Origin of the sequence: Neobacillus sp. OS1-2, from assembly GCF_030915505.1 — a bacterium.
In the GTDB taxonomy this organism is placed as follows: Bacteria; Bacillota; Bacilli; order Bacillales; family Cytobacillaceae; genus Neobacillus.
Genome location: NZ_CP133265.1, coordinates 1,758,263 through 1,776,929 on the forward strand (window position 1 = coordinate 1,758,263; position 18,667 = coordinate 1,776,929).

19 protein-coding genes and 1 pseudogene are annotated in these 18,667 nt (G+C 45.1%); 6 read left to right on the plus strand and 14 right to left on the minus strand.

Annotated features, from left to right (window positions below):
• Positions 1 to 15: 15 nt before the first annotated feature.
• Positions 16 to 318 (minus strand): YwdI family protein, encoded by a 303-nt coding sequence (locus tag RCG19_RS08620; protein WP_166240244.1) that lies wholly within the window; start codon positions 316 to 318, stop codon positions 16 to 18.
• Positions 319 to 538: 220 nt separating this feature from the next.
• On the opposite strand from RCG19_RS08620, the gene modA reads away from it, so the two are divergent.
• A complete protein-coding gene (gene modA, locus RCG19_RS08625; protein WP_308110517.1) occupies positions 539 to 1,324 on the plus strand; it encodes a molybdate ABC transporter substrate-binding protein in 786 nt (261 codons plus the stop codon).
• A gap of 9 nt (positions 1,325 to 1,333) precedes the next feature.
• On the plus strand, positions 1,334 to 1,996 hold the full coding sequence (modB, locus tag RCG19_RS08630) for a molybdate ABC transporter permease subunit (protein WP_308110518.1): 663 nt from the start codon (positions 1,334 to 1,336) through the stop codon (positions 1,994 to 1,996).
• 33 nt (positions 1,997 to 2,029) lie between these two features.
• Here the strand turns inward: modB and RCG19_RS08635 are convergent, their stop codons facing one another.
• From RCG19_RS08635 to fdhD, 12 genes are all read right to left on the minus strand, one after another.
• Entirely contained in the window at positions 2,030 to 3,049 is a 1,020-nt protein-coding gene (locus tag RCG19_RS08635) for a thiazole biosynthesis adenylyltransferase ThiF (protein WP_308110519.1), read from the minus strand.
• Between the two features lie 272 nt (positions 3,050 to 3,321).
• The gene (gene moaD / locus RCG19_RS08640) at positions 3,322 to 3,555 is read right to left on the minus strand and encodes a molybdopterin converting factor subunit 1 (RefSeq protein WP_308110520.1); all 234 of its coding nucleotides are present in this window, start codon (positions 3,553 to 3,555) and stop codon (positions 3,322 to 3,324) included.
• Positions 3,548 to 4,015: a molybdenum cofactor biosynthesis protein MoaE gene (locus RCG19_RS08645; RefSeq protein WP_308110521.1), complete on the minus strand. Its 468-nt coding sequence runs from the start codon at positions 4,013 to 4,015 to the stop codon at positions 3,548 to 3,550. The genes moaD and RCG19_RS08645 overlap by 8 nt, the downstream gene beginning before the upstream one ends.
• Positions 4,016 to 5,944, minus strand: coding sequence for a molybdopterin biosynthesis protein (locus RCG19_RS08650; RefSeq protein ID WP_308110522.1), 1,929 nt, complete (start codon positions 5,942 to 5,944; stop codon positions 4,016 to 4,018).
• Between the two features lie 15 nt (positions 5,945 to 5,959).
• On the minus strand, positions 5,960 to 6,145 hold the full coding sequence (locus tag RCG19_RS08655; RefSeq protein WP_308110523.1) for a hypothetical protein: 186 nt from the start codon (positions 6,143 to 6,145) through the stop codon (positions 5,960 to 5,962).
• Positions 6,058 to 7,191: a molybdopterin molybdotransferase MoeA gene (locus RCG19_RS08660; RefSeq protein WP_308110524.1), complete on the minus strand. Its 1,134-nt coding sequence runs from the start codon at positions 7,189 to 7,191 to the stop codon at positions 6,058 to 6,060. The genes RCG19_RS08655 and RCG19_RS08660 overlap by 88 nt, the downstream gene beginning before the upstream one ends.
• A gap of 26 nt (positions 7,192 to 7,217) precedes the next feature.
• Complete coding sequence (locus RCG19_RS08665) at positions 7,218 to 7,814, minus strand: molybdenum cofactor guanylyltransferase (RefSeq protein ID WP_308110525.1); 597 nt, start codon at positions 7,812 to 7,814, stop codon at positions 7,218 to 7,220.
• Between the two features lie 16 nt (positions 7,815 to 7,830).
• Complete coding sequence (locus RCG19_RS08670) at positions 7,831 to 8,640, minus strand: formate dehydrogenase accessory protein FdhE (protein ID WP_308110526.1); 810 nt, start codon at positions 8,638 to 8,640, stop codon at positions 7,831 to 7,833.
• A gap of 228 nt (positions 8,641 to 8,868) precedes the next feature.
• Positions 8,869 to 9,582 (minus strand): formate dehydrogenase subunit gamma, encoded by a 714-nt coding sequence (locus tag RCG19_RS08675; protein ID WP_308110527.1) that lies wholly within the window; start codon positions 9,580 to 9,582, stop codon positions 8,869 to 8,871.
• Positions 9,575 to 10,402 carry a 4Fe-4S dicluster domain-containing protein gene (locus RCG19_RS08680; RefSeq protein ID WP_308110528.1) on the minus strand — a complete coding sequence of 276 codons (828 nt, stop codon included), beginning with the start codon at positions 10,400 to 10,402 and terminating at the stop codon, positions 9,575 to 9,577. The genes RCG19_RS08675 and RCG19_RS08680 overlap by 8 nt, the downstream gene beginning before the upstream one ends.
• On the minus strand, positions 10,399 to 13,380 hold the full coding sequence (fdnG, locus tag RCG19_RS08685; RefSeq protein ID WP_308110960.1) for a formate dehydrogenase-N subunit alpha: 2,982 nt from the start codon (positions 13,378 to 13,380) through the stop codon (positions 10,399 to 10,401). The genes RCG19_RS08680 and fdnG overlap by 4 nt, the downstream gene beginning before the upstream one ends.
• A 73-nt stretch (positions 13,381 to 13,453) precedes the next feature.
• A complete protein-coding gene (gene fdhD / locus RCG19_RS08690) occupies positions 13,454 to 14,233 on the minus strand; it encodes a formate dehydrogenase accessory sulfurtransferase FdhD (protein ID WP_308110529.1) in 780 nt (259 codons plus the stop codon).
• Between the two features lie 464 nt (positions 14,234 to 14,697).
• Here fdhD and pdxK point away from each other — a divergent pair.
• From pdxK to bshB2, 3 genes and pseudogenes are all read left to right on the plus strand, one after another.
• Positions 14,698 to 15,539: pseudogene (gene pdxK / locus RCG19_RS08695) on the plus strand (pyridoxine/pyridoxal/pyridoxamine kinase).
• Positions 15,540 to 15,752: 213 nt separating this feature from the next.
• Complete coding sequence (locus RCG19_RS08700; protein WP_166240271.1) at positions 15,753 to 16,100, plus strand: YojF family protein; 348 nt, start codon at positions 15,753 to 15,755, stop codon at positions 16,098 to 16,100.
• 24 nt (positions 16,101 to 16,124) lie between these two features.
• Entirely contained in the window at positions 16,125 to 16,796 is a 672-nt protein-coding gene (gene bshB2, locus RCG19_RS08705) for a bacillithiol biosynthesis deacetylase BshB2 (RefSeq protein WP_308110530.1), read from the plus strand.
• Between the two features lie 397 nt (positions 16,797 to 17,193).
• Here the strand turns inward: bshB2 and RCG19_RS08710 are convergent, their stop codons facing one another.
• Positions 17,194 to 17,937, minus strand: a complete 744-nt coding sequence (locus tag RCG19_RS08710) for a Crp/Fnr family transcriptional regulator (RefSeq protein WP_207627545.1) — start codon at positions 17,935 to 17,937, stop codon at positions 17,194 to 17,196.
• A 265-nt stretch (positions 17,938 to 18,202) separates the two neighbouring features.
• On the opposite strand from RCG19_RS08710, the gene RCG19_RS08715 reads away from it, so the two are divergent.
• Entirely contained in the window at positions 18,203 to 18,655 is a 453-nt protein-coding gene (locus RCG19_RS08715) for a cytochrome C (protein WP_166240275.1), read from the plus strand.
• The last annotated feature ends 12 nt before the right edge of the window (positions 18,656 to 18,667 follow it).

Genomic DNA, 18,667 nt, shown 5'->3' on the forward strand with positions numbered 1-18,667 from the left:
TTAAAAATCCTCCCTTTAAAAATCAAATAACGAATCGCCATTGGCTTCATCGTCCATCTCTATTTTTTTCGCCTGCGGCAGTGATGCCGGCTGCTGAAAAACTTGCTGTGCCATTACGGGCTGTTGAAACACCGGCTGTGTGATAACAGGTGCTGGTTGCTGTTTCATGGGCACTTCTGGTTTTTCATCTAAAATTAATTCGCATAATATTTTAATAGAGTACACTTTTTCCCGCAAGCCTTCTGGCTTCGCACTACTTTTCGCCAGCTTCAATTCTTCGTCTATTTTTGCAAGTAATGTTTGGATGGATATATTCACTTCGACATTTCCCTTCCATTTCTCTTATTTCACCTGGATCTTCGACAATTTTCGAATGTTCCACGTGAAACAAGTAAATATTTGTCAAATACTTACTATTTGTCTTTTCAGTTTGCTACATCCTATTGTATCTCATAACCATTTAAAAAGCATATTGTGAGGTTTTTCATTCCATATCGTACTATCCCTCGTTATAATGAGGTGAAAGGGGCGAGATCATTTGAAAAAAACGTATCTATTTTTTTTAACTGTCATTTTGTTAGTTTTTACAGGTTGTTCTGCTGAGCAGGATGATCCCCTGCAGAGTGCCCCCGAAAAAGACGTTGAGCTAACGATTTCCGCTGCAGCTAGTCTGCAGGATGCTTTACATGAAATTACCGCAAATTTCAACCAGGACCATGATTCCATTAAAATCAATTATAACTTTGGTGCTACCGGCGCTCTGCAGCAACAAATTTCACAAGGCGCTCCCGTTGACCTTTTTTTCTCTGCCGCAGAAGACAAATTTGATCAATTAGTCACTGATGGACTGATTGTAGAGAAAAATGGCACCGATCTTATTAGAAATGAGCTTGTGCTCATCGCTCCAAAGGAATCTGCTAAAGGTATTCAAGCATTTGAAGACCTCACAAAGGCAGATAAACTCTCCATCGGAACACCTGAATCTGTTCCAGCAGGTGCTTATGGGAAAGAGGTATTAGAAAAGCTGAAGCTTTGGAGTGCAATAGAAGGAAAAATTGTTTATGCAAAAGACGTCCGCCAAGTCCTTACATATGTAGAAACCGGAAATGTGGATGCGGGGATTGTGTATAAAACCGATGCACTAACATCAGATAAGGTAGTGATTGTATCGACTGCTGCTGAAGATACACATACGCCAATTGTGTATCCCGTGGGCATCGTCAAGGCAAGTAGCCATCTGAAAGAAGCCATGTTATTCTATGAATATCTGCAAACAAAAGAAGCCATGAAGGTGTTTGAAAAATACGGATTTAAGGGAATGTAAAAAACAAACATGACAGACCATTTTTGGGATCCTGTCAAACTATCGCTCGAGGTCGCGGTTGTTTCAGGATGCATTGTACTAGTTTTAGGATTATTTATTGGGCATTGGATGGCAAAGGCAAGCTTCAAAGGGAAGACTGTGATGGAAACCCTCTTCCTTTTTCCATTAGTGCTACCGCCAACCGTGGTCGGTTTTTTGTTACTAGTGGTCTTTGGAAAAAAAAGTCCTGTTGGCCAATTCATCGAGTGGTTTTTCCACCAGCCGCTCATTTTCACGTGGTGGGCAGCGGTGGTGGCTGCTTTGGTTGTCGCCTTCCCACTTATGTATCAATCGGCGAAGGCTGGGTTTGAAGGGGTAGACCGTGATGTTGAAGACGCTGCCCGCGTAGACGGGGCAAACCACCTGCAACTATTTTTGCTGGTTTCCGTCCCGCTTGCACTTCGGTCGATAATTTCGGGAGGCATCTTAAGTTTTGCTCGTGCGTTAGGTGAATTTGGCGCGACACTCATGTTCGCGGGCAATATTCCCGGGAAAACACAGACCATTCCTACCGCCATCTATGTTGCCATTGACTCCGGCAACATGAAGCTGGCCTGGCTATGGGTATTATGCATGATTGGGATTTCCTTCTTGATGCTCTCTCTCGTTCAGCTCTCAAAGGGGAAAAGGTAAACCCGTACCGGCATTGGGTACGGGTTACTTCTTTTATCCCAAAATCCGCTGATACAGCGATTTGGCATGTGTTAAATCCTTCGTCCCGTGGATGAGGGCACGGCCATCTTGAAAAATAACCATCCGTTCTGCGCCGATCTCGATCGATAATAAATAGGGATTGCCTTTTACGGTGTATCCAAGTCTGCTAAGCTGTCCGGAAAGCTGTTCTAGCGAAATTTCCCCTTTTGAAGACGGACGGATTTGCACCGTATCACGGCCGCACAGCACCGTTGTCTTCGTCCTATTCTCAAGATCCAAATAGGGATATGTCCGCTCTTCCCCACAAGACAAGCAGCCAGTGAACTTTGCCTTCGACATTTTTAAACTAGTATATTGGTTCCGCCACATATCAAAGCTTGTGAAGGTGGTGCGCACTGCCTCCCAATCCTCGACTAACATTTTTAGCGCCTCCGTCGTCTGATGGGCAATCACCATTTGCACGGTTGGCGAAATGATCCCGCCCGTATCACATGTCATTCCTTGAAGTGGGATGGTCCTTAGTAAGCAATTTAAACAAGGGGTCTTCCCGGGAATGATCGAAAAACTCATCCCGAAGCTGCCGACACAAGCTCCATAAATCCACGGAATCTTGTATTTTTGCGAAATATCATTCATTAGCATTCTAGTTTCAAAATTATCGGTAGCATCCAGCATCAAATCAACACCAGGCACTAGATCTTCCATCATCTCAGCGGTGGCATCGCCAATGATCCCGCGAATGTCTACATCAGAATTAATGGCACGGAGGCGTTTTTCCGCTGCTGCCGCCTTCGGAAGCTTTTCATTCACATCTTCTTCAGTGTAAAGTTGCTGTCGCTGGAGATTGCTTGCTTCCACGTAATCACGATCAACAATGGTGACTTTGCCCACTCCAGCACGTGTCAGAATCTCGGCGCTCCCTGAGCCAAGTGCACCGGCACCAATAATGAGGACGTGCTTTCTGCTTATCTTTTCTTGGCCCTCTTTGCCGATTCCCGGAAAGAGAATTTGCCTTGAATATCGTTCGTTCATCTATATGTGACCCCTTTCGAAAGAAAACCCGCCGATTGGCGAGCCTTTAGGGTATTTTGTGACCATCAGCATCAAATTTTCACTTTTTTGGGCACAATAAACTTTTTTTGTGACCGTTCTACTCGTCATTTTGCTTTATTGGTAACAATAAATCCTTTTTGTGACTGTCAGCCCCAATTTTCCGCTACTTCGGTAACAATAACCCGCACAGAGTGCCCGTCCTCTTCATTTTTTTGAACAATTTGGTATTATTGAAGCTAAAATCAGCCTAATCAGCCGCCACTAACCGGCGGAATAAACGCAATCTCGTCACCGTCGCGAATTACCTCATCGTTTGAAGCAAACTCTTCATTAATGGCGGTCATCACGGTTTCCAAACGCGGCAAATCATACTGCATCGATAACTCAGCCTTCAATTCAGCCACCGTTTTCCCGCCGGCTTCTAGCGACAAAGACTCCGAGCCTACTGCATCACGTAAATGAGCGAAAAACAATACTTTATTCATCTAAATCACCTTCCTCAGGCTTGCCGCTTGGATATGCGACCTTTTCAAGCTGATCCCCCATCCACGATTCGCCGTCTTCCCAATGCTCTTTTTTCCAAATGGGGACAATTTCCTTGATTCGTTCAATCGCATAGCGGTTCGCTTCATAGGCGTCGGCGCGGTGCGGCGTCGAAACGGCGATCACCACAGCAATATCGGTAATATCTAGGCGCCCGACCCGATGTGTAATCGCCACACAAGAGCCTGCCCAGCGCTCTTCAATTTCGGCACCAATCTGCTCAAGCTTTTTCACTGCCATCGCTTCATATGCTTCATAAATCAAAAACAATGTTTTCTTGCCATGGGTTAATTCGCGGACGGTTCCAATAAAGGTTGTAATCGCACCCGCCTCACGCTGGACCACTTTATCAATCACCGCTTGAATATCAATCGGTTCTTTGGAAATTTCATACATCTTCATTTATTTCACCTCTTCGGCCAAGCATTTCAAGACTGGATTCTCAACCACCTGATACCCGCCAATTTGATCAACCTGCTCCCGGAAGGCAGCTGATTGAATAATGGCCAGAAGCTGGCTGCCGCTTTCACTTTCATAAAAGCTGCGCGTCATCACTAAATCATATTCTTCATCGGCAACAGGAACAAAGTCCAAGCCCATCGCCTTTGCTGCCGGATAAATCCCGAGCCCGGCACCATTGGCATCCCCGTTCACTTCTGCCGCCACCGCTAAATGGGAGAACATTTCCCGGTCATAACCAGTAATCACTTCCGGCTCCAGCCCAGCCTCTTCCAGCAGCAAATCAAACAGGATGCGGGTTCCGGCTCCTTTTTGACGATTGACAAAGTTCGCCCCCGTCCGGACTAAATCTGTGACCGCAGCAATTTCAAGGGGATTCCCTTTTGGCAAAATCCAGCCTTGCTTCCTTTTTAAAAAGGGGTAAAGAACCACGTCTTGCCCGGCTAACATTTTTCGGACATATGAACTATTATATTGCTTTGTGCTTGGGTCAAGCAAATGAATGCCTGCTACATGGGCCTCGCCCTTCCGAATCGCCATGATGCCGGCCATGCTGCCGACATGGGAGGAGACAATTTTCCGCTCTGTTCGGACACGTTTCAGCTGTGAAGATAACAGGTCAATCGTCAAATCATGGCTGCCGCAAAAGACAATGGCATGTTTAATCTCCTCAAGTGGGCGCAGCAGTTCTACTTCTGCCGTTTCCCCTTGCTCATAGCCAATCACATTTGGCGGTACAATTAGCATACCGTCTGCTCTGACATAGGACATCGTGACCCCTGCCGCTCGTGTCAACGGATTGGCGACAAACTGGCCATCTACGTAGCCGATATTCATGCGCACGAAGTCTTCGGCACCCATTGAGGAAACAATGCGGCGCCCAAGTTTGACCGTAACCGTTTGCCGCTGCGGTTCTGGAATCCCCAAGTATTGGCAAACAAGTGGACGCACAAACCACTCAAGCGCTAAATAGGCAGATACAGGATAGCCTGGCACACCGACGGCGATTTTCCCGTTTATTTTTCCCAAAACGGTTGGTTTCCCAGGCCGTGCGGCGACCCCATGGGTATAGACCTCGCCGATTTCTGCAATGATGTGGACCGTGAAGTCCTTCCTGCCTGCTGATGAGCCGGCATTGATGACGATAATATCAGAAGTTTCAGCTGCTTCTAGCAGCACTTCCTTAATTTTCTCCGGCTCGTCCTTGACGATTGAATGGAGTTTTGGCTCACCGCCCCACTCCTTGATAAATCCAGAAAACACTGTGCCATTGAATTCAATTATTTTTCCGGAAGCTAACTCAGAAGCCGCTTCGACGAGCTCGTTGCCTGTCGGGATAATTGTGACCACCGGTTTTTTGACAACAGGAATCACGAGCTGCTGGGCAGCGAGCAGCACACCTAAATCCGCCGGCCGCAGTGTATGTCCTTGCGGGAACAGCATTTCTTCTTGGACGATATCCTCGCCAATTGGGCGAATATGCTGCCATGGTGTGGCTGGTTCAATGATTTCAATCGTATCCTCATCCACCACATGGACATGCTCAATCATAATAACGGCGTTGAACGGGGAAGGGATGGCATTCCCGGTATCAACAAAGCAAAATTCCGACTGTTTCTTTAGAAAAAGTGGATGTTGCTCATGCGCTTGATAGGTGCTTTCGGCAACAACGGCAATTCCGTCCATTGCTGAGGCGTGGTAGTGCGGCATCGAGACCTTCGCAAAAATCGGTTCAGCGGTCACACGCCCCAAAGCGTCAACCGTCCCGAGATAATCAATTTCAGGTGTCAGCTCGCAGGCCGCCAGGATTTGCTCTCTTGCTTCCGCTCGGGGTTTATCTTCTAAATAAATTTTGCGCTTATACTTTTCCATGCTACTCGCTGCCCCCTACCTTGAGGGAATCACAGGAACATAGTCACCCTGTGAAACCCCTTCTTTTTCTGAACTAATCTCGACAATACCGTCGCTTTTGACCAATGTGGTAATCAAACCGGATTTTCCGATAATCGGCTCTGCCCACCATTCGCCCTCTTTTTCAAATAAGCGCACTCGGATATAATCTGCTCGTCCCATTGACGAGGGAATATTCTTCGTGATCTTGGCAAAATCCGCTCCGGTTTGTGCTCGATTTTTTCACCCTTAAGCTTTCGTAAAATCCGTTCGCCGAATAGCTTGAAGATAATCATCGCACTCGCAGGATGTCCCGGCAGGCCAATGACAGGTTTGCCCTTTGCCACCGCTAATATCGTTGGTTTCCCTGGTTTAATCGAGATGCCGTGGACAAAAACGCCGGGATCCCCTAAAGCTTGAATCACATCTGTGGTATAATCCTTTGCTCCGACCGAGCTGCCGCCGGAGAGGATTAAACAATCAACCACGTCATAGAGCTCGCGCGCGCGCCCGCGAAATTCTTCAAAATCATCACGGACAATGCCGCCATACACGACATCAACATTCCATTCGTTCGCAAGGCCGGCAATCGTTAAATAGTTAATGTCGCGAATTTGCCCTTCTATAAGTGTTTTCGTTTGATAGGGGACGATTTCATCGCCTGATGAAAGGTAACCGACCTTCAATTTCCGAAAAACTGGCACCTCTGCAATCCCCAAAGACGCTAAGGCCCCTAATTCCTGCGGCCGCAGCCTCGTTCCGGCCTTTAGGAGAATTTCCCCTTCTTTAATATCCTCCCCGGCACGAATCACATTTTCACCGGGCGCAACTTGCTTATATGTATTTAAGAGGCCCTCTACGTCCTCACAGTGTTCAATCATCAGCACACTGTCACTGCCCTTTGGCATCATTCCGCCTGTCGGTACATATACCGCGGTGCCGTGGCTAACAACAGCATCAGGGACTTCGCCCATTTTTACTTCTCCAGCTACGGTTAAAAAGCCGGGCATGGATTCAGAGGAACCATACGTATCCTTCGCGCGAACAGCATACCCGTCGACAGTTGAGCGATCAAAACTAGGCACATTTTCCTTCGCCACTACAGGCGAAGCTAAAATATCGTTTAATGCCTCGCCAAGCTCTCTACCCACTGTTTGTCCAATCACCGGTATGTTTTCCTCGATTAAGGCAAATGTTTCTTCAACTGTTTTCACTTTGAAAAATTGCATGGTTCCCTTTTTCCCCCTTTAAAAAGTCAATCTGCCTCGGCCCACTTCTTTGCCTCTTCATATTCATTCGGGTGATTCATATTAAAAAAGACTCGTTCGATATCAAGATGACTATAAGTCTGTAGTTCTGTTTCGGTTACATACAGGACGTTTAATTGGTCAAGCAAATGCTTCATGCGCAGCCGCCCAGCCTCAATACTGGCAGCAACCTCTTCGACCGTCTTCTTTTGAAAAACAGCAAATAACGGATGTTGTTTTCCATTAATAACGGGAATAACCGCATCATAATGGCCACAGTTATGAACAAGTGCTTCAGCAAGCTCTGTTGAAACAAACGGCATATCACAGGCGACAATAAAGTTTACATCATAATCAGATGCCAGGAGGCCTGCATGTACCCCTGCCAGCGGCCCCATCCCTGGAAAATGATCTGCAACCATCCTTAATCCCAAAAATTCATATTGTTCAGAATCATTTGTTACTAGAATTATATCATCAAATAGTAGTTTAAGTGCATCTGCTATTCTTTCGATGTTCGTTTTCTCATTTATTTTTAGCAGCGCCTTATTGGTGCCCATTCGGCTTGATTTTCCGCCTGCTAAAATAATCGCTGCAGCTTTCATGTAAAAAAACACCTTCTTAATTTGTCAGTTTTTTTTCGCCTAGCGAGTTATAACCGTTATCCTGTGCTACAAAATCAAGATGGATGGAATTTAAATCTAGTAATGCTACTGACGGTTTCGAGATATATTGTCTCGTATCTATAATTTTAATATAGCCCTTACATTCTTCGCAAACTTGAATTTGCGAGGTGGCATCGCCTTCAACGGTTAAAAACTGGATTGTCTTATGGTCTTCATTGCCGCAATGAGAACATTCCAAGCGCTTGGCATGCCAATTAGCATGGCAGCGAGGACAATGAATAGCTTTTTTCCCCTCTTCTTCAAGCGTGGCCAACCGGGCGGGCTCGCCGCAAACAGGGCAGCCAGCCCCCGGAGCGGCATGGTTAATCATCGGCTGGACCTTTTCAGCTGTTAACTGTAAGTATGGGCGAAGGGCGGTCTCTGCCAGGAATTGCGGGATCCATTCTTCGAGGCCGTGCTCTTCGGCAAAACTGGTAAAATACACTTCGTTAAACGAAAAGGCTTCGTCAATCCAGCGGATCGCTGTTTCCTCGTTAAGAAGGCTCGCAATACAAGACAATTTCGCCTCGAGATCGGGAATGAGTGTTACTAGTGTGGTATTTATTTCGTCTATCCACTGTACGAATAGGGAAATGTCAAAATCAATAGCCGCTAACGCGGCAGCCGGCACTCCTGCTTGCATCGCAGCCTTATCAAAATTTGGTCTTATGGTTTCCGGATCTATCTGAAGCTTCCACTGTTCTTGAAGCTTGATGATTCCTTTTTGCAGTTCTTGATATTCTTTTGAAACAACGGATTTGATCATCGTTGTCACACCTCATTTTTTGATATTTTTTGATTCGCTCATTGACTGCTTAAATTCGCTCGTTGAAACGATTGATTCGCTCATTGACTGCCTAAATTCGCTCATTGACCCCAAAATTCATGATCAGCACCCAATTGGGTCGTAAATAAAGACCGCTTTTTTAAAGGAAAAGGCTGTCGTAAACTATGACAGCCATTCCTTTTGATTATAAAATTGAAAACGAATGGTTTAAGCGCCTTTTTTACGTTTTGGATCATCGAGGTCAGGGAAGTTGCCCTTTTTCACTTCTTCGTCATACCAGTCGGCATAGTGTCCTTTTGCCCACCAGGCAGGAACTTTTCCGGTTACAACGCCGGAGTAGCCTGGTCTCGAATGTTTATGGACTACAGAAAGGTAAATATGTCCGACGATCACAGCAATTCCTAGTCCGAACCCAATGTTATGAAGGACGTAGCCCCATTGTACAAGCGCTCTTGGGAAGTACTCAGGGAACCACATCGTGAAGCCCGAAACAATAACCAAGATGGCACAGAAGATCTGAAGAATGGAGTTGATTTTTTCACCAGCGTTAAAGAAGGTTTGTCTGATATGCTTAAACTTGAAGCCGAATAATTCTTTCACGAATTCACTGAAGAATTCAAGGTCACGCTTTTTCCATGTGATTAATTCCTTCATCCAGTGAATAAAAAACTTCGGACTAAATATCAATAAGATGAAGGTAGGCGTTATGAATGCTACCGCAAAAATTCGGTGCAGGAGCCGGGCCATCGCCGGGCCGCCAAAAACCGGATACAGCCAGTCAAAGAATTCCGTATACATCGGCAGGGCCGTGATGTATAGGGCAAAGAAGGCAATTCCATTGATTGCATGCGCCCAAACAAACGCCTTTGGAAAACGTTGTATCTTTACATCCGCTTGCGGGTGGGTTTGCTTATTACTCATGGCCGCCACCTCCATTTTCGTCCTCGTCATTCGCTTTTTTACTAAAAAACTTATTGGCAACAAATGCGCCGACAACTGCCATGGTGGTTGCCCCAATCATGGCCTTGCCGATTGGCTGGGCATAGTCTTTCCAGACAACGGCTGATGTTGGCACTTTAGGGTTTTCAGGCAAACCATATACAGATGGCCGCTCTGCTAATACATAAATTGTATGTGTACCGCCAACACCTTGCGGATTATACACTTGAGCATTTGGATAACGGCCCTTGATTTCCTTCACACGCTGTTCTGCCTTTTTGATCATCGCATCTTGGTCGCCAAACTCCATTGCGCCAGTATGACAAGTCGTTACGCAGGCTGGCTGTAAGCCCTCGTCGATTCGGTCGGTACACATGGTGCACTTATGCGCCTTGCGATACTCTTTTCCGTTCTTATCCTTATATTCCTTCAAGGAAATTACCTCAAACGGACAGTTCTGCACGCAATAGCCGCAGCCTACGCAGGTATCTTGATCAATGACAACCGTTCCATACTTCGTATAGCTGATGGCATTTTCCGGACACACCTTTTCACAGGCGGCATCTGTACAATGGAAGCAGGAGGAATGGCGGAAAAGGTATTCTAAATCACCTTTTCCATTCTCGTGTTCAATAAACTGAAGAACATTCCATGTATCCGCTGTTGTTTTCGCATGTGATTGGACACTGCCAAGGAAATCTGTCGGCTCTGCCGGGAGATCATTCCAGTTTTTACAGGCGACCATACACGCGCGGCAGCCATCGCACTTTGTTACATCGACATATTTTACATACTTACTCATACGTCAGCCCTCCTAACGTTACAGAGGAATGCTTTATATTCAGGAATCATCGTATTCGCATCCCCAATATGTGGAGTCAGACGGTTGGCTGTATCCCCAGTGGCAAAGCCTTTATAGCCAAAATGCCATGGCATTCCGATTTGGTGCACTTTTTTGCCTCTTACTGTAAATGGCTTATAGCGTTTCGTGACCATTGCATAGGCCTTGATTTCGCCGCGTGCCGAGCTGACAATGATTTTGTCTTTATTCTTGATGCCTTTTTCTTTTGCGAGATCTTCACTTAATTCCACAAACATATGACCAGCAAGCTCTGAAAGCCATTCTTGGTTTCTTGTCATCGAGCCGGACTGCCAGTGTTCACTTAAACGGTAGGTTGTGGCCACGATCGGATAGTCCACCTTGAAACCCTTTTTATTAAAGTCTCCTTCCATAATCACAGTTGCCGGGTTCATTTCCTGTCCAGAGAAAGCATTTGGAACAGGGCTTTCAAATGGCTCATAGTGTTCTGGGAACGGTCCGTCGTTTAAAGTTGGTGCAAACAATAATGCCACACCGTCTTTATTCATCATAAAGGCACCCGTACCACCGGGTTCAGTTGGTGCAGTTACGGCCTTAAAGTCTGGGACATCATTACCAACCCATTTCTTCTGGGCATCATCCCACCAAATAACAGCCTTATCCTTGCTCCATGGCTTGCCGCTTGGATCGGCAGAGGCACGGTTATAAAGAATGCGGCGGTTCATTGGCCATGCATAGGACCAGTTCAAATAATGCTCGCCGCCTAGATCCTTGTTATCACGGTTCTTCGATTTATTTTTGCCTTCTTCAGGATAGAAACCAGAATAAATCCAGTTACCGCTTGACGTCGAACCGTCATCTAATAGGGCCCCAAAACCGGAGATTAGTTTACCTGTTTTCAAATCGTAGCCATTGATTTCTTTGGCCACAAGATCAATATCCGGTTCTGCTCCGGTACCGTAATTCCAATCAAGCGCTAAGAATGGTCGATCCGCTGATTTTGGACTGTTGGCGTATAGTTTTTTCAGTTTTAAGGCAAGTTCATGGATGATATCGAGATCGGGTCTTGCTTCGCCTCTGGAATCAATTGCCTTCCAGCGGTATTGCATCCAGCGTGAGCTGTTGGAAATACTGCCTTCCTTTTCAAAAGAAGCACTCGCTGGCAGTAGGAATACTTCCGTATTAATCTTCGCTGGATCACTGCCGGCTTCTTTTTGCCAGAATGCCGATGTTTCTGTCTCCCAAAGATCAATCGCTACCATCCATTTCAGTTTTCCAAGAGCCTCTTTTTCCTTACCAGCGTTCGGACCGCCGACAACCGGGTTTGTTCCAAACAGGAAGGTGCCATCAAGCCCACCATCGTACATCGCTTTAAAGAGATTGATATGGGAATAGTTTTTATTTCCCTTTGGTAAAAATTGATAGCCAAATTCATTTTCGGCTGTAGCATTTGCGCCATACCAAGATTTCAGCAAGCTGACAACGAATTTTGGTTTATTGCTCCAATACCCTGTTTTTGGCGTTTCTTTTTCCAAATAGCCTTTAAGGGTGGCATGCTCCGGAACCGTAGCTTTTGGTGCACCCAGGTAGCCTGTTAGGTTATCGAATAATAAACCAAAGTCTGTTGAGCCTTGCACATTGGATTCACCGCGCATGGCATTGATGCCGCCGCCTGGGATTCCGATATTTCCTAACAACAGCTGCAGGATGGCATAAATACGGACGTTTTGGGAACCGACTGTATGCTGGGTTGTTCCCATTGCATACATGATGGTACCGGACTTTCCAACCTTACCTGTTTCACAGAATGTTTTACAAACCTTTAGATAGTCTTCCTGTGCTGTTCCAGTCACCGTGGTAACTGTTTTTACATCATAACGGGAATAGTGCTTTTTCATTAATTGGAACACGGAACGCGGATGCTCCAAGGATTCATCGACGACAGGCTTGCCATCTTCCGTTGTTTCAAGCGCCCATTTAGTTTTATCGTATGCTCGTTTCGCTTCGTCATAGCCTGAGAAAAGACCATCATTAAAGTCATAGCCTTCTTTCACAATAAAGGAAGCGTTTGTATATTTAGCCACATACTCCTTGTGGACGAGATTGTTTTCAAGCGCATAATTAATCATTCCGCCGATAAACGGGATATCCGTACCGGAGCGGAGTGCTGCGTAAACGTCAGCTTGTGCCGATGTTCTAGTAAACCGCGGGTCAACGGACACAATTTTGCCGCCGTTTTCCCTTGCTTTTGTCAACCATCTAAAGCTGATTGGATGGTTTTCCGCAGGGTTTGCGCCGATAATCAACGCACAATCGGTATGCTGCAGATCATTCCAATGGTTAGTCATTGCTCCACGACCAAATGTAGGTGCCAGACCGGCAACCGTTGAACTATGTCATATTCGTGCCTGGTGCTCTAAGTAGGTGACACCAAGCCCTCTCATTAGTTTCGCGAGCAAATACGTTTCTTCATTATCAAGTGCTGCGCCGCCTAAGCTGGCAATTCTCTCTGTTTTATTAACGGTAATGCCGTTTTCTACTTCAACAAATGATTTGTCACGTGTTTCTTTTGTACGCTTGGCAATGGTATCAAGCATCCATTCCCAATCCTTTTCCTCCCACTTATTGCTTCCAGGAGCACGGTAAAGCGGTTTTGTTAAGCGTTTTTCTGAGGTGTACAACTGTCTTAGTGTTGTACCCTTACTGCATAGCTTTCCTTCGTTAATTGGATTATCCGGATCCCCTTCCGTATAAACCACGGTATTGTCTTTGGTGTGGACAAGGATTCCACATCCGACACCACAGTAGCAGCAAATGGTTGGTGTTACAGTAGATTTGGCAATTTTAAATTCTTTTGTTTTCGCATAGGCCTTTTTCTCGTTAAAACCAAGTTCGACAACTGCAAGCGTTGCGGCAGTAGCGCCCGATAGTTTTAAAAATTGCCGGCGATTTAAGTTCATTTCAACCATCACTATTCTCCTTCCCAAGAATATAGATTAGAACATCCCTTTTTCTCTATCTAAATCTGCAAGTTTAATTGATTCCCCCCTTCACTGCATCTCGGGCGGCTAGCTCGATATTTACATCGTTTTCAACTCTGCCTGCTGAGGTATATACAGTAGCCATTTTCCCTCGTAAATAGCCAATGACCTCGATATTTAAGTATTTTGCCAGCTGCACAGCCTGCTTGGTAGCGGCCGTGCGTGAGCCAATGACAGGAAAGCCAAATTTCGCAGCCTTTGAGAGCATTTCATATGAAACCCGGCCAGTTGTCAGTAAGATTAACCTTTCGGGCTGTAAACGATTTTTAAGTGCATGACCAATAATTTTATCGACGGCATTATGACGGCCAATATCTTCCCTGATAGTAATGGAGCCGTCTTCTTCAATAATACAAGCCCCGTGCATTCCGCCTGTTTCAAGGTAGAAACGTGAGTTTTGGGCGAATTCACTTCTCTTTTTTAAAAGATAGCTTAATTTGAAGGTTTGACCCGAAGTCACTTTGTCGAAATTTTTCACATCTGTCATTGAAAAGAAGGTGACACCCCTGCCACATCCTGCTGTATAATGCTTCTTCTTGGAAAATACTTGTTCCTCGTCAAAATGGGAGCTTAATGAAACATGGATGCTGCCCATTTCTTCGTTGATTAGGATGGACGATATATCACTTGCGTCCTCAATAAATCCTTCAGAAAACAAATATCCGTATGTCCAGTCCTCCAGGTCGAATTTTGTCAGCTGAAATACAGCCATTTCATACCCGTTGATCAGTAACGAAATGGGATATTCATCAGGACACCCTTTGCGGTTCATTGTTTTCACTTCCCCCCAGGAAATCTTTCCGTATTTATTCATTGTAAAAATAGTAGCAACGATGCTCAGCGACATTTGTCACTTTGCTAAATAACGGTCACAACCATTATTCGGTTTTAACTACCATTAAACACATTCACTTAACAAAGAATGAACCAATAAAAACGGATATCGTAATTGTGACAAATTTTCTACAATTTCAGCAGCACACACTTGGACAGCGGTAGGTAAACGGTTTCATTATTTGAAACGGATGATCTTTTGCATCTATCGTACTTTTTCCTTTATTTTTTGAAAGTAATATTTATCACGAAAATGCTTGTAAATAGTACAAATGGTTGATTTGTCATTACTCTGTCAACATTTGTTCGAGTAAAATACTAGGTGATAGGAATGACTGTTTTCTGTTAATTTTTGAAAAATGTTTTATAATAATAAGTAGGTTTTAAAAGGAGGAATACATAATGACTATCAAAAAAGTAATGACCATCGCTGGTTCCGATACAAGTGGCGGCGCGGGGCTTCAAGCAGATTTAAAGACATTCCAGGAGCTTGGCGTTTACGGGATGAATGCTCTCACCTGTATCGTAACAATGGATCCAAAAGACAATTGGCACCACAATGTATTTCCCATTGATGTCGATATTTTAGAAAAACAATTGGAAACCATTCTTTCTGTCGGGATTGACGGCATGAAAACCGGTATGCTGGGAACAGTTGAAATTATCGAGTTAGTCGCAAGAAAAATCGATGAGCATAAATTAGAGCGCGTTGTGATTGACCCTGTCATGGTATGCAAAGGGGAAGATGAGGTCCTAAATCCGGAGACTGCCGATGCGATGCGGGAACTTCTTGTACCGCGCGCCTTCGTTGTTACCCCGAACCTCTTTGAGGCAGGACAGCTTGCCGGTATGAAGACACCGCACACATTGGAAGAGATGCGACAAGCTGCCGTGAAAATTCATGATTTAGGCGCAAAAAATGTCCTCATCAAAGGCGGCAGTAAGCTGCAAACAGAGGAAAAGTCGCTTGACCTTCTCTATGATGGAAAAGAGTTTAGGGTGTACGAATCAGAAAAAATCGAAACTTCCTTTACACATGGGGCGGGCTGCACCAATTCGGCTGCCATCGCTGCCGAATTGGCAAAGGAAATTCGGTTTACGATGCAGTAGAAGTATCCAAGGAGTTTGTTTCAGCGGCGATCCAGCAAGGCTTCCGCTTGAATGACTTTGTCGGACCGACATGGCATGGCGCCTACCGCGGCGGCAGCAGTGTCACTGAGTACTGCGAAGATTGTAACGAATAAAGAATAACAGGAGAGCCAATCACCAGATTGGCTCTTCTTTTCGTGGTGTCATTCGTGGTGCCTCGTTCGTGGTGCCTGACACCGTTTCTCACATTTCGAGCATGGATTTAGCATTTTTTTAGTGATTTTAGTATGATAGTTACATTATTAAATAAGAATAGTTTATAGATTCAATAAAAGGGTCAGACCCTTTAGGGGAAGGAGTTGTTAGGTTTGCAGATTGTTGAGTTGGAACGTGTCCAGAAAGCGATTAATGACTTTGCTAATAAGGATGTCTACATTCACCTTGAAACCACAAACGGTGCCTATGCATCGCACCATAATCAAGAATTCTTTTCCGCGGGGGCTTATATCCGCAATGCACTTGTTCGATATGAGTTGGGGAAAATCACCGGAAATGGACCACATCGCGTGGGACTTAAACTAAATCTTGGCTGGATTTACGCTGAGGGGATTACCCACTTTGAAATTGACGAAGAAAATCATCTATTAATGGCGGGTCACGACCATAGTGGCAAGCTTGCCGTTGCCTTAGAGATCAGCACCACTCCATTTGAATAACGTTCATAGAAAGGAGAATACCTAATGGAAAAAGAACGCCATGTTTTAGTCGTTTTCCCGCATCCGGATGACGAGGCCTTTGGTGTCTCCGGAACCCTTGCGACCCATGTACAGAACGGAACTCCCGTCACCTATGCTTGTTTGACCCTAGGAGAAATGGGCCGCAATATGGGGAATCCCCCGTTTACCAATCGGGAAAACCTGCCGAAGATTAGAAAAGAAGAATTAAAGGCGGCCGCTAGTGCTATAGGAATTCAGGATCTGCGCATGCTTGGTTTCCGTGATAAAACGATTGAATTTGAAGATGAGGATTATATGACGAACACCATGCTCGGAATCCTTGAGGAGGTAAACCCTTCCCTCGTGATAACCTTTTATCCGGGCTATTCAGTTCACCCTGACCATGACGCCACCGGTGCGGCAGTCGTAAGGGCTGTCGGGAAGCTTCCTGCCGCCGCACGGCCAACCTTACACTGTGTCGCTTTCTCGAATAATTGTATCGAGGAGCTTGGAGAAGCAGATATTATTAACGATATCACCCCTGTTGCTGATAAAAAGCTCGCCGCGATTCGTGCCCACCGCTCGCAGACCGAGCAAATGCTAGCAGGCATGGAAGAGAAGCTGAAAAATCAAGACCCGCAAACAATGGTGTGGATCAATAACGAACGTTTTTGGACGTATAAGTTTACAAATTAAAAGCCCTCCGCTTTCGGGTGCATACTTATTAATAAAAGACACAAGAATTGACGTATGAATTGGCATACGTCTTATTCTTTTTTTATTAAATTTTCTCAGGTTAAGCACTCGAGCTGATCAATAGACGGAAAAATTCCGCCTAATTGGTTATTTTTATTAAATAGGGCCTAAATAGGCGGAGAGATTCCGCCTATTTACTCGAAAGATGCGAAAATGGGAGATTTTACTTTGTATAGTCGGAAAACCTCCCCTTATTTACCCCGAAACGAGCGCCATTCTGCATTTAACCGAAAAATCTCCGTTTATTTTACTTCCTAATGAATCTCTAATCGCCCCTAACCTCGCTGTCCTCATGAACGGCTTCCCGTCTTAAGGGCCATTTGAACCTCTTTTTACATTAGTATTCCTTATGCAGCAGCGTGCACAAACTGCACCAGTCGCGGATGATGATCTTTCTCGACTTCATATCAATGATTCCGTCCTTTTTCAATTTCGAAAAAACGCGGCTGACACTTTCCCGGGTTGTGCCGACAACCGTGGCAAATTCCTGCACCGTCAACGGAATCTCAATTTCCCATCTGTTTTGGCCCGTATTAAATTTATTCCCCAGCCGTTCGAGCGTTTTCACCGTCTTTGCATAAACGTCCAGCAAGGCGACATCCCGAAGCTGTGAGGTCATTTCCCTTAGGGTATCACTCATATAGCTGATCAATTGCATGGCGAGTTCCGGATAATTGTATAAATCCTGTTCCAATTCATGCTTATCCAAAAAGAGAATTTCTCCGTCTTCGAGCATCGTCGCTGTTGCTGGATAGAACTCCGTCTTTCGGGTAAACAAGCATGCCTCCGCAAAGATATCTCCTTTTTGCTTGATGCAGACAATGATTTCATTCCCATTTTCATCCTGTTTGGTCAGTTTGACTGCCCCGGAAACAACGAAGTAAACCCCATTAGCTGCCTCATCCTCCGCAATCATTTGCTTCCCTTTTTTGAATGTAAATGTTTTAATGCGCTTTTCAATCACTCGCAGCGACTTATCTGATAAATCCTTGAATATAACAATCTTTCTTAGTAAATCCGCATGCTTTCCCCCTTTATAGACAGAAAAGTGCGGATCATTTAGACAATCTGCCGGATTCATATTCCCCACCTCAATCCCAAATTTTCATTCCACCGTCGAACCTTGCATGATCGTTACCATCTATTGTAAACAACCTCTTTCGTTGATGAAGTGATGAGATTCACAAAACGTTCATTTTTTAAAAATCCTCTAGTTTCCTGCCTTCGGCAACCCCCTTCACAGAACGTTCAAAAACTGAAATTAAAGTGTGCCAAACATCACATTTTTAACACTTAGGAGAGTTTAGGATGAGATTGTTCATCAGATAAAAAGGAGGGGGACAAAATTGCAAAAGATCATTATTAGCTTTGTGATCAGCGCCTTACTTGGCTTTGGTATAGGCTATCTCGTGTTTGACGTTGTAATGGGGGATTCCGGTAACGAGCCCCAAGTGGCACAAACCGAAAACACAGATACCAATCAGGCTAAGGAAGAAAGCACGGATTCTAAAGAGACAGCAGCGACAACAGCTTCTGTCAGTGATGACAATATCCTTAATAAACGCGGATGCCTTGGCTGCCATAGTGTTGAAGCGCTTAACCTAAAAGGCGGGGTAACAGGTCCTGATCTTTCCAAAGCATATGAAAATGTAGAAGGAAAGCATGGCAAACCGATTGAGGAATTCCTAAAACAACCTACATCGGCTGTTATGTCAGGCGTCATTGGCGGCAACCCATTAACAGATGACCAGCGTCAGCAAGTTCTAGACCTGTTGAAGCAAGCATCTGAAGCAAAATAAAAAGGTGGTGTA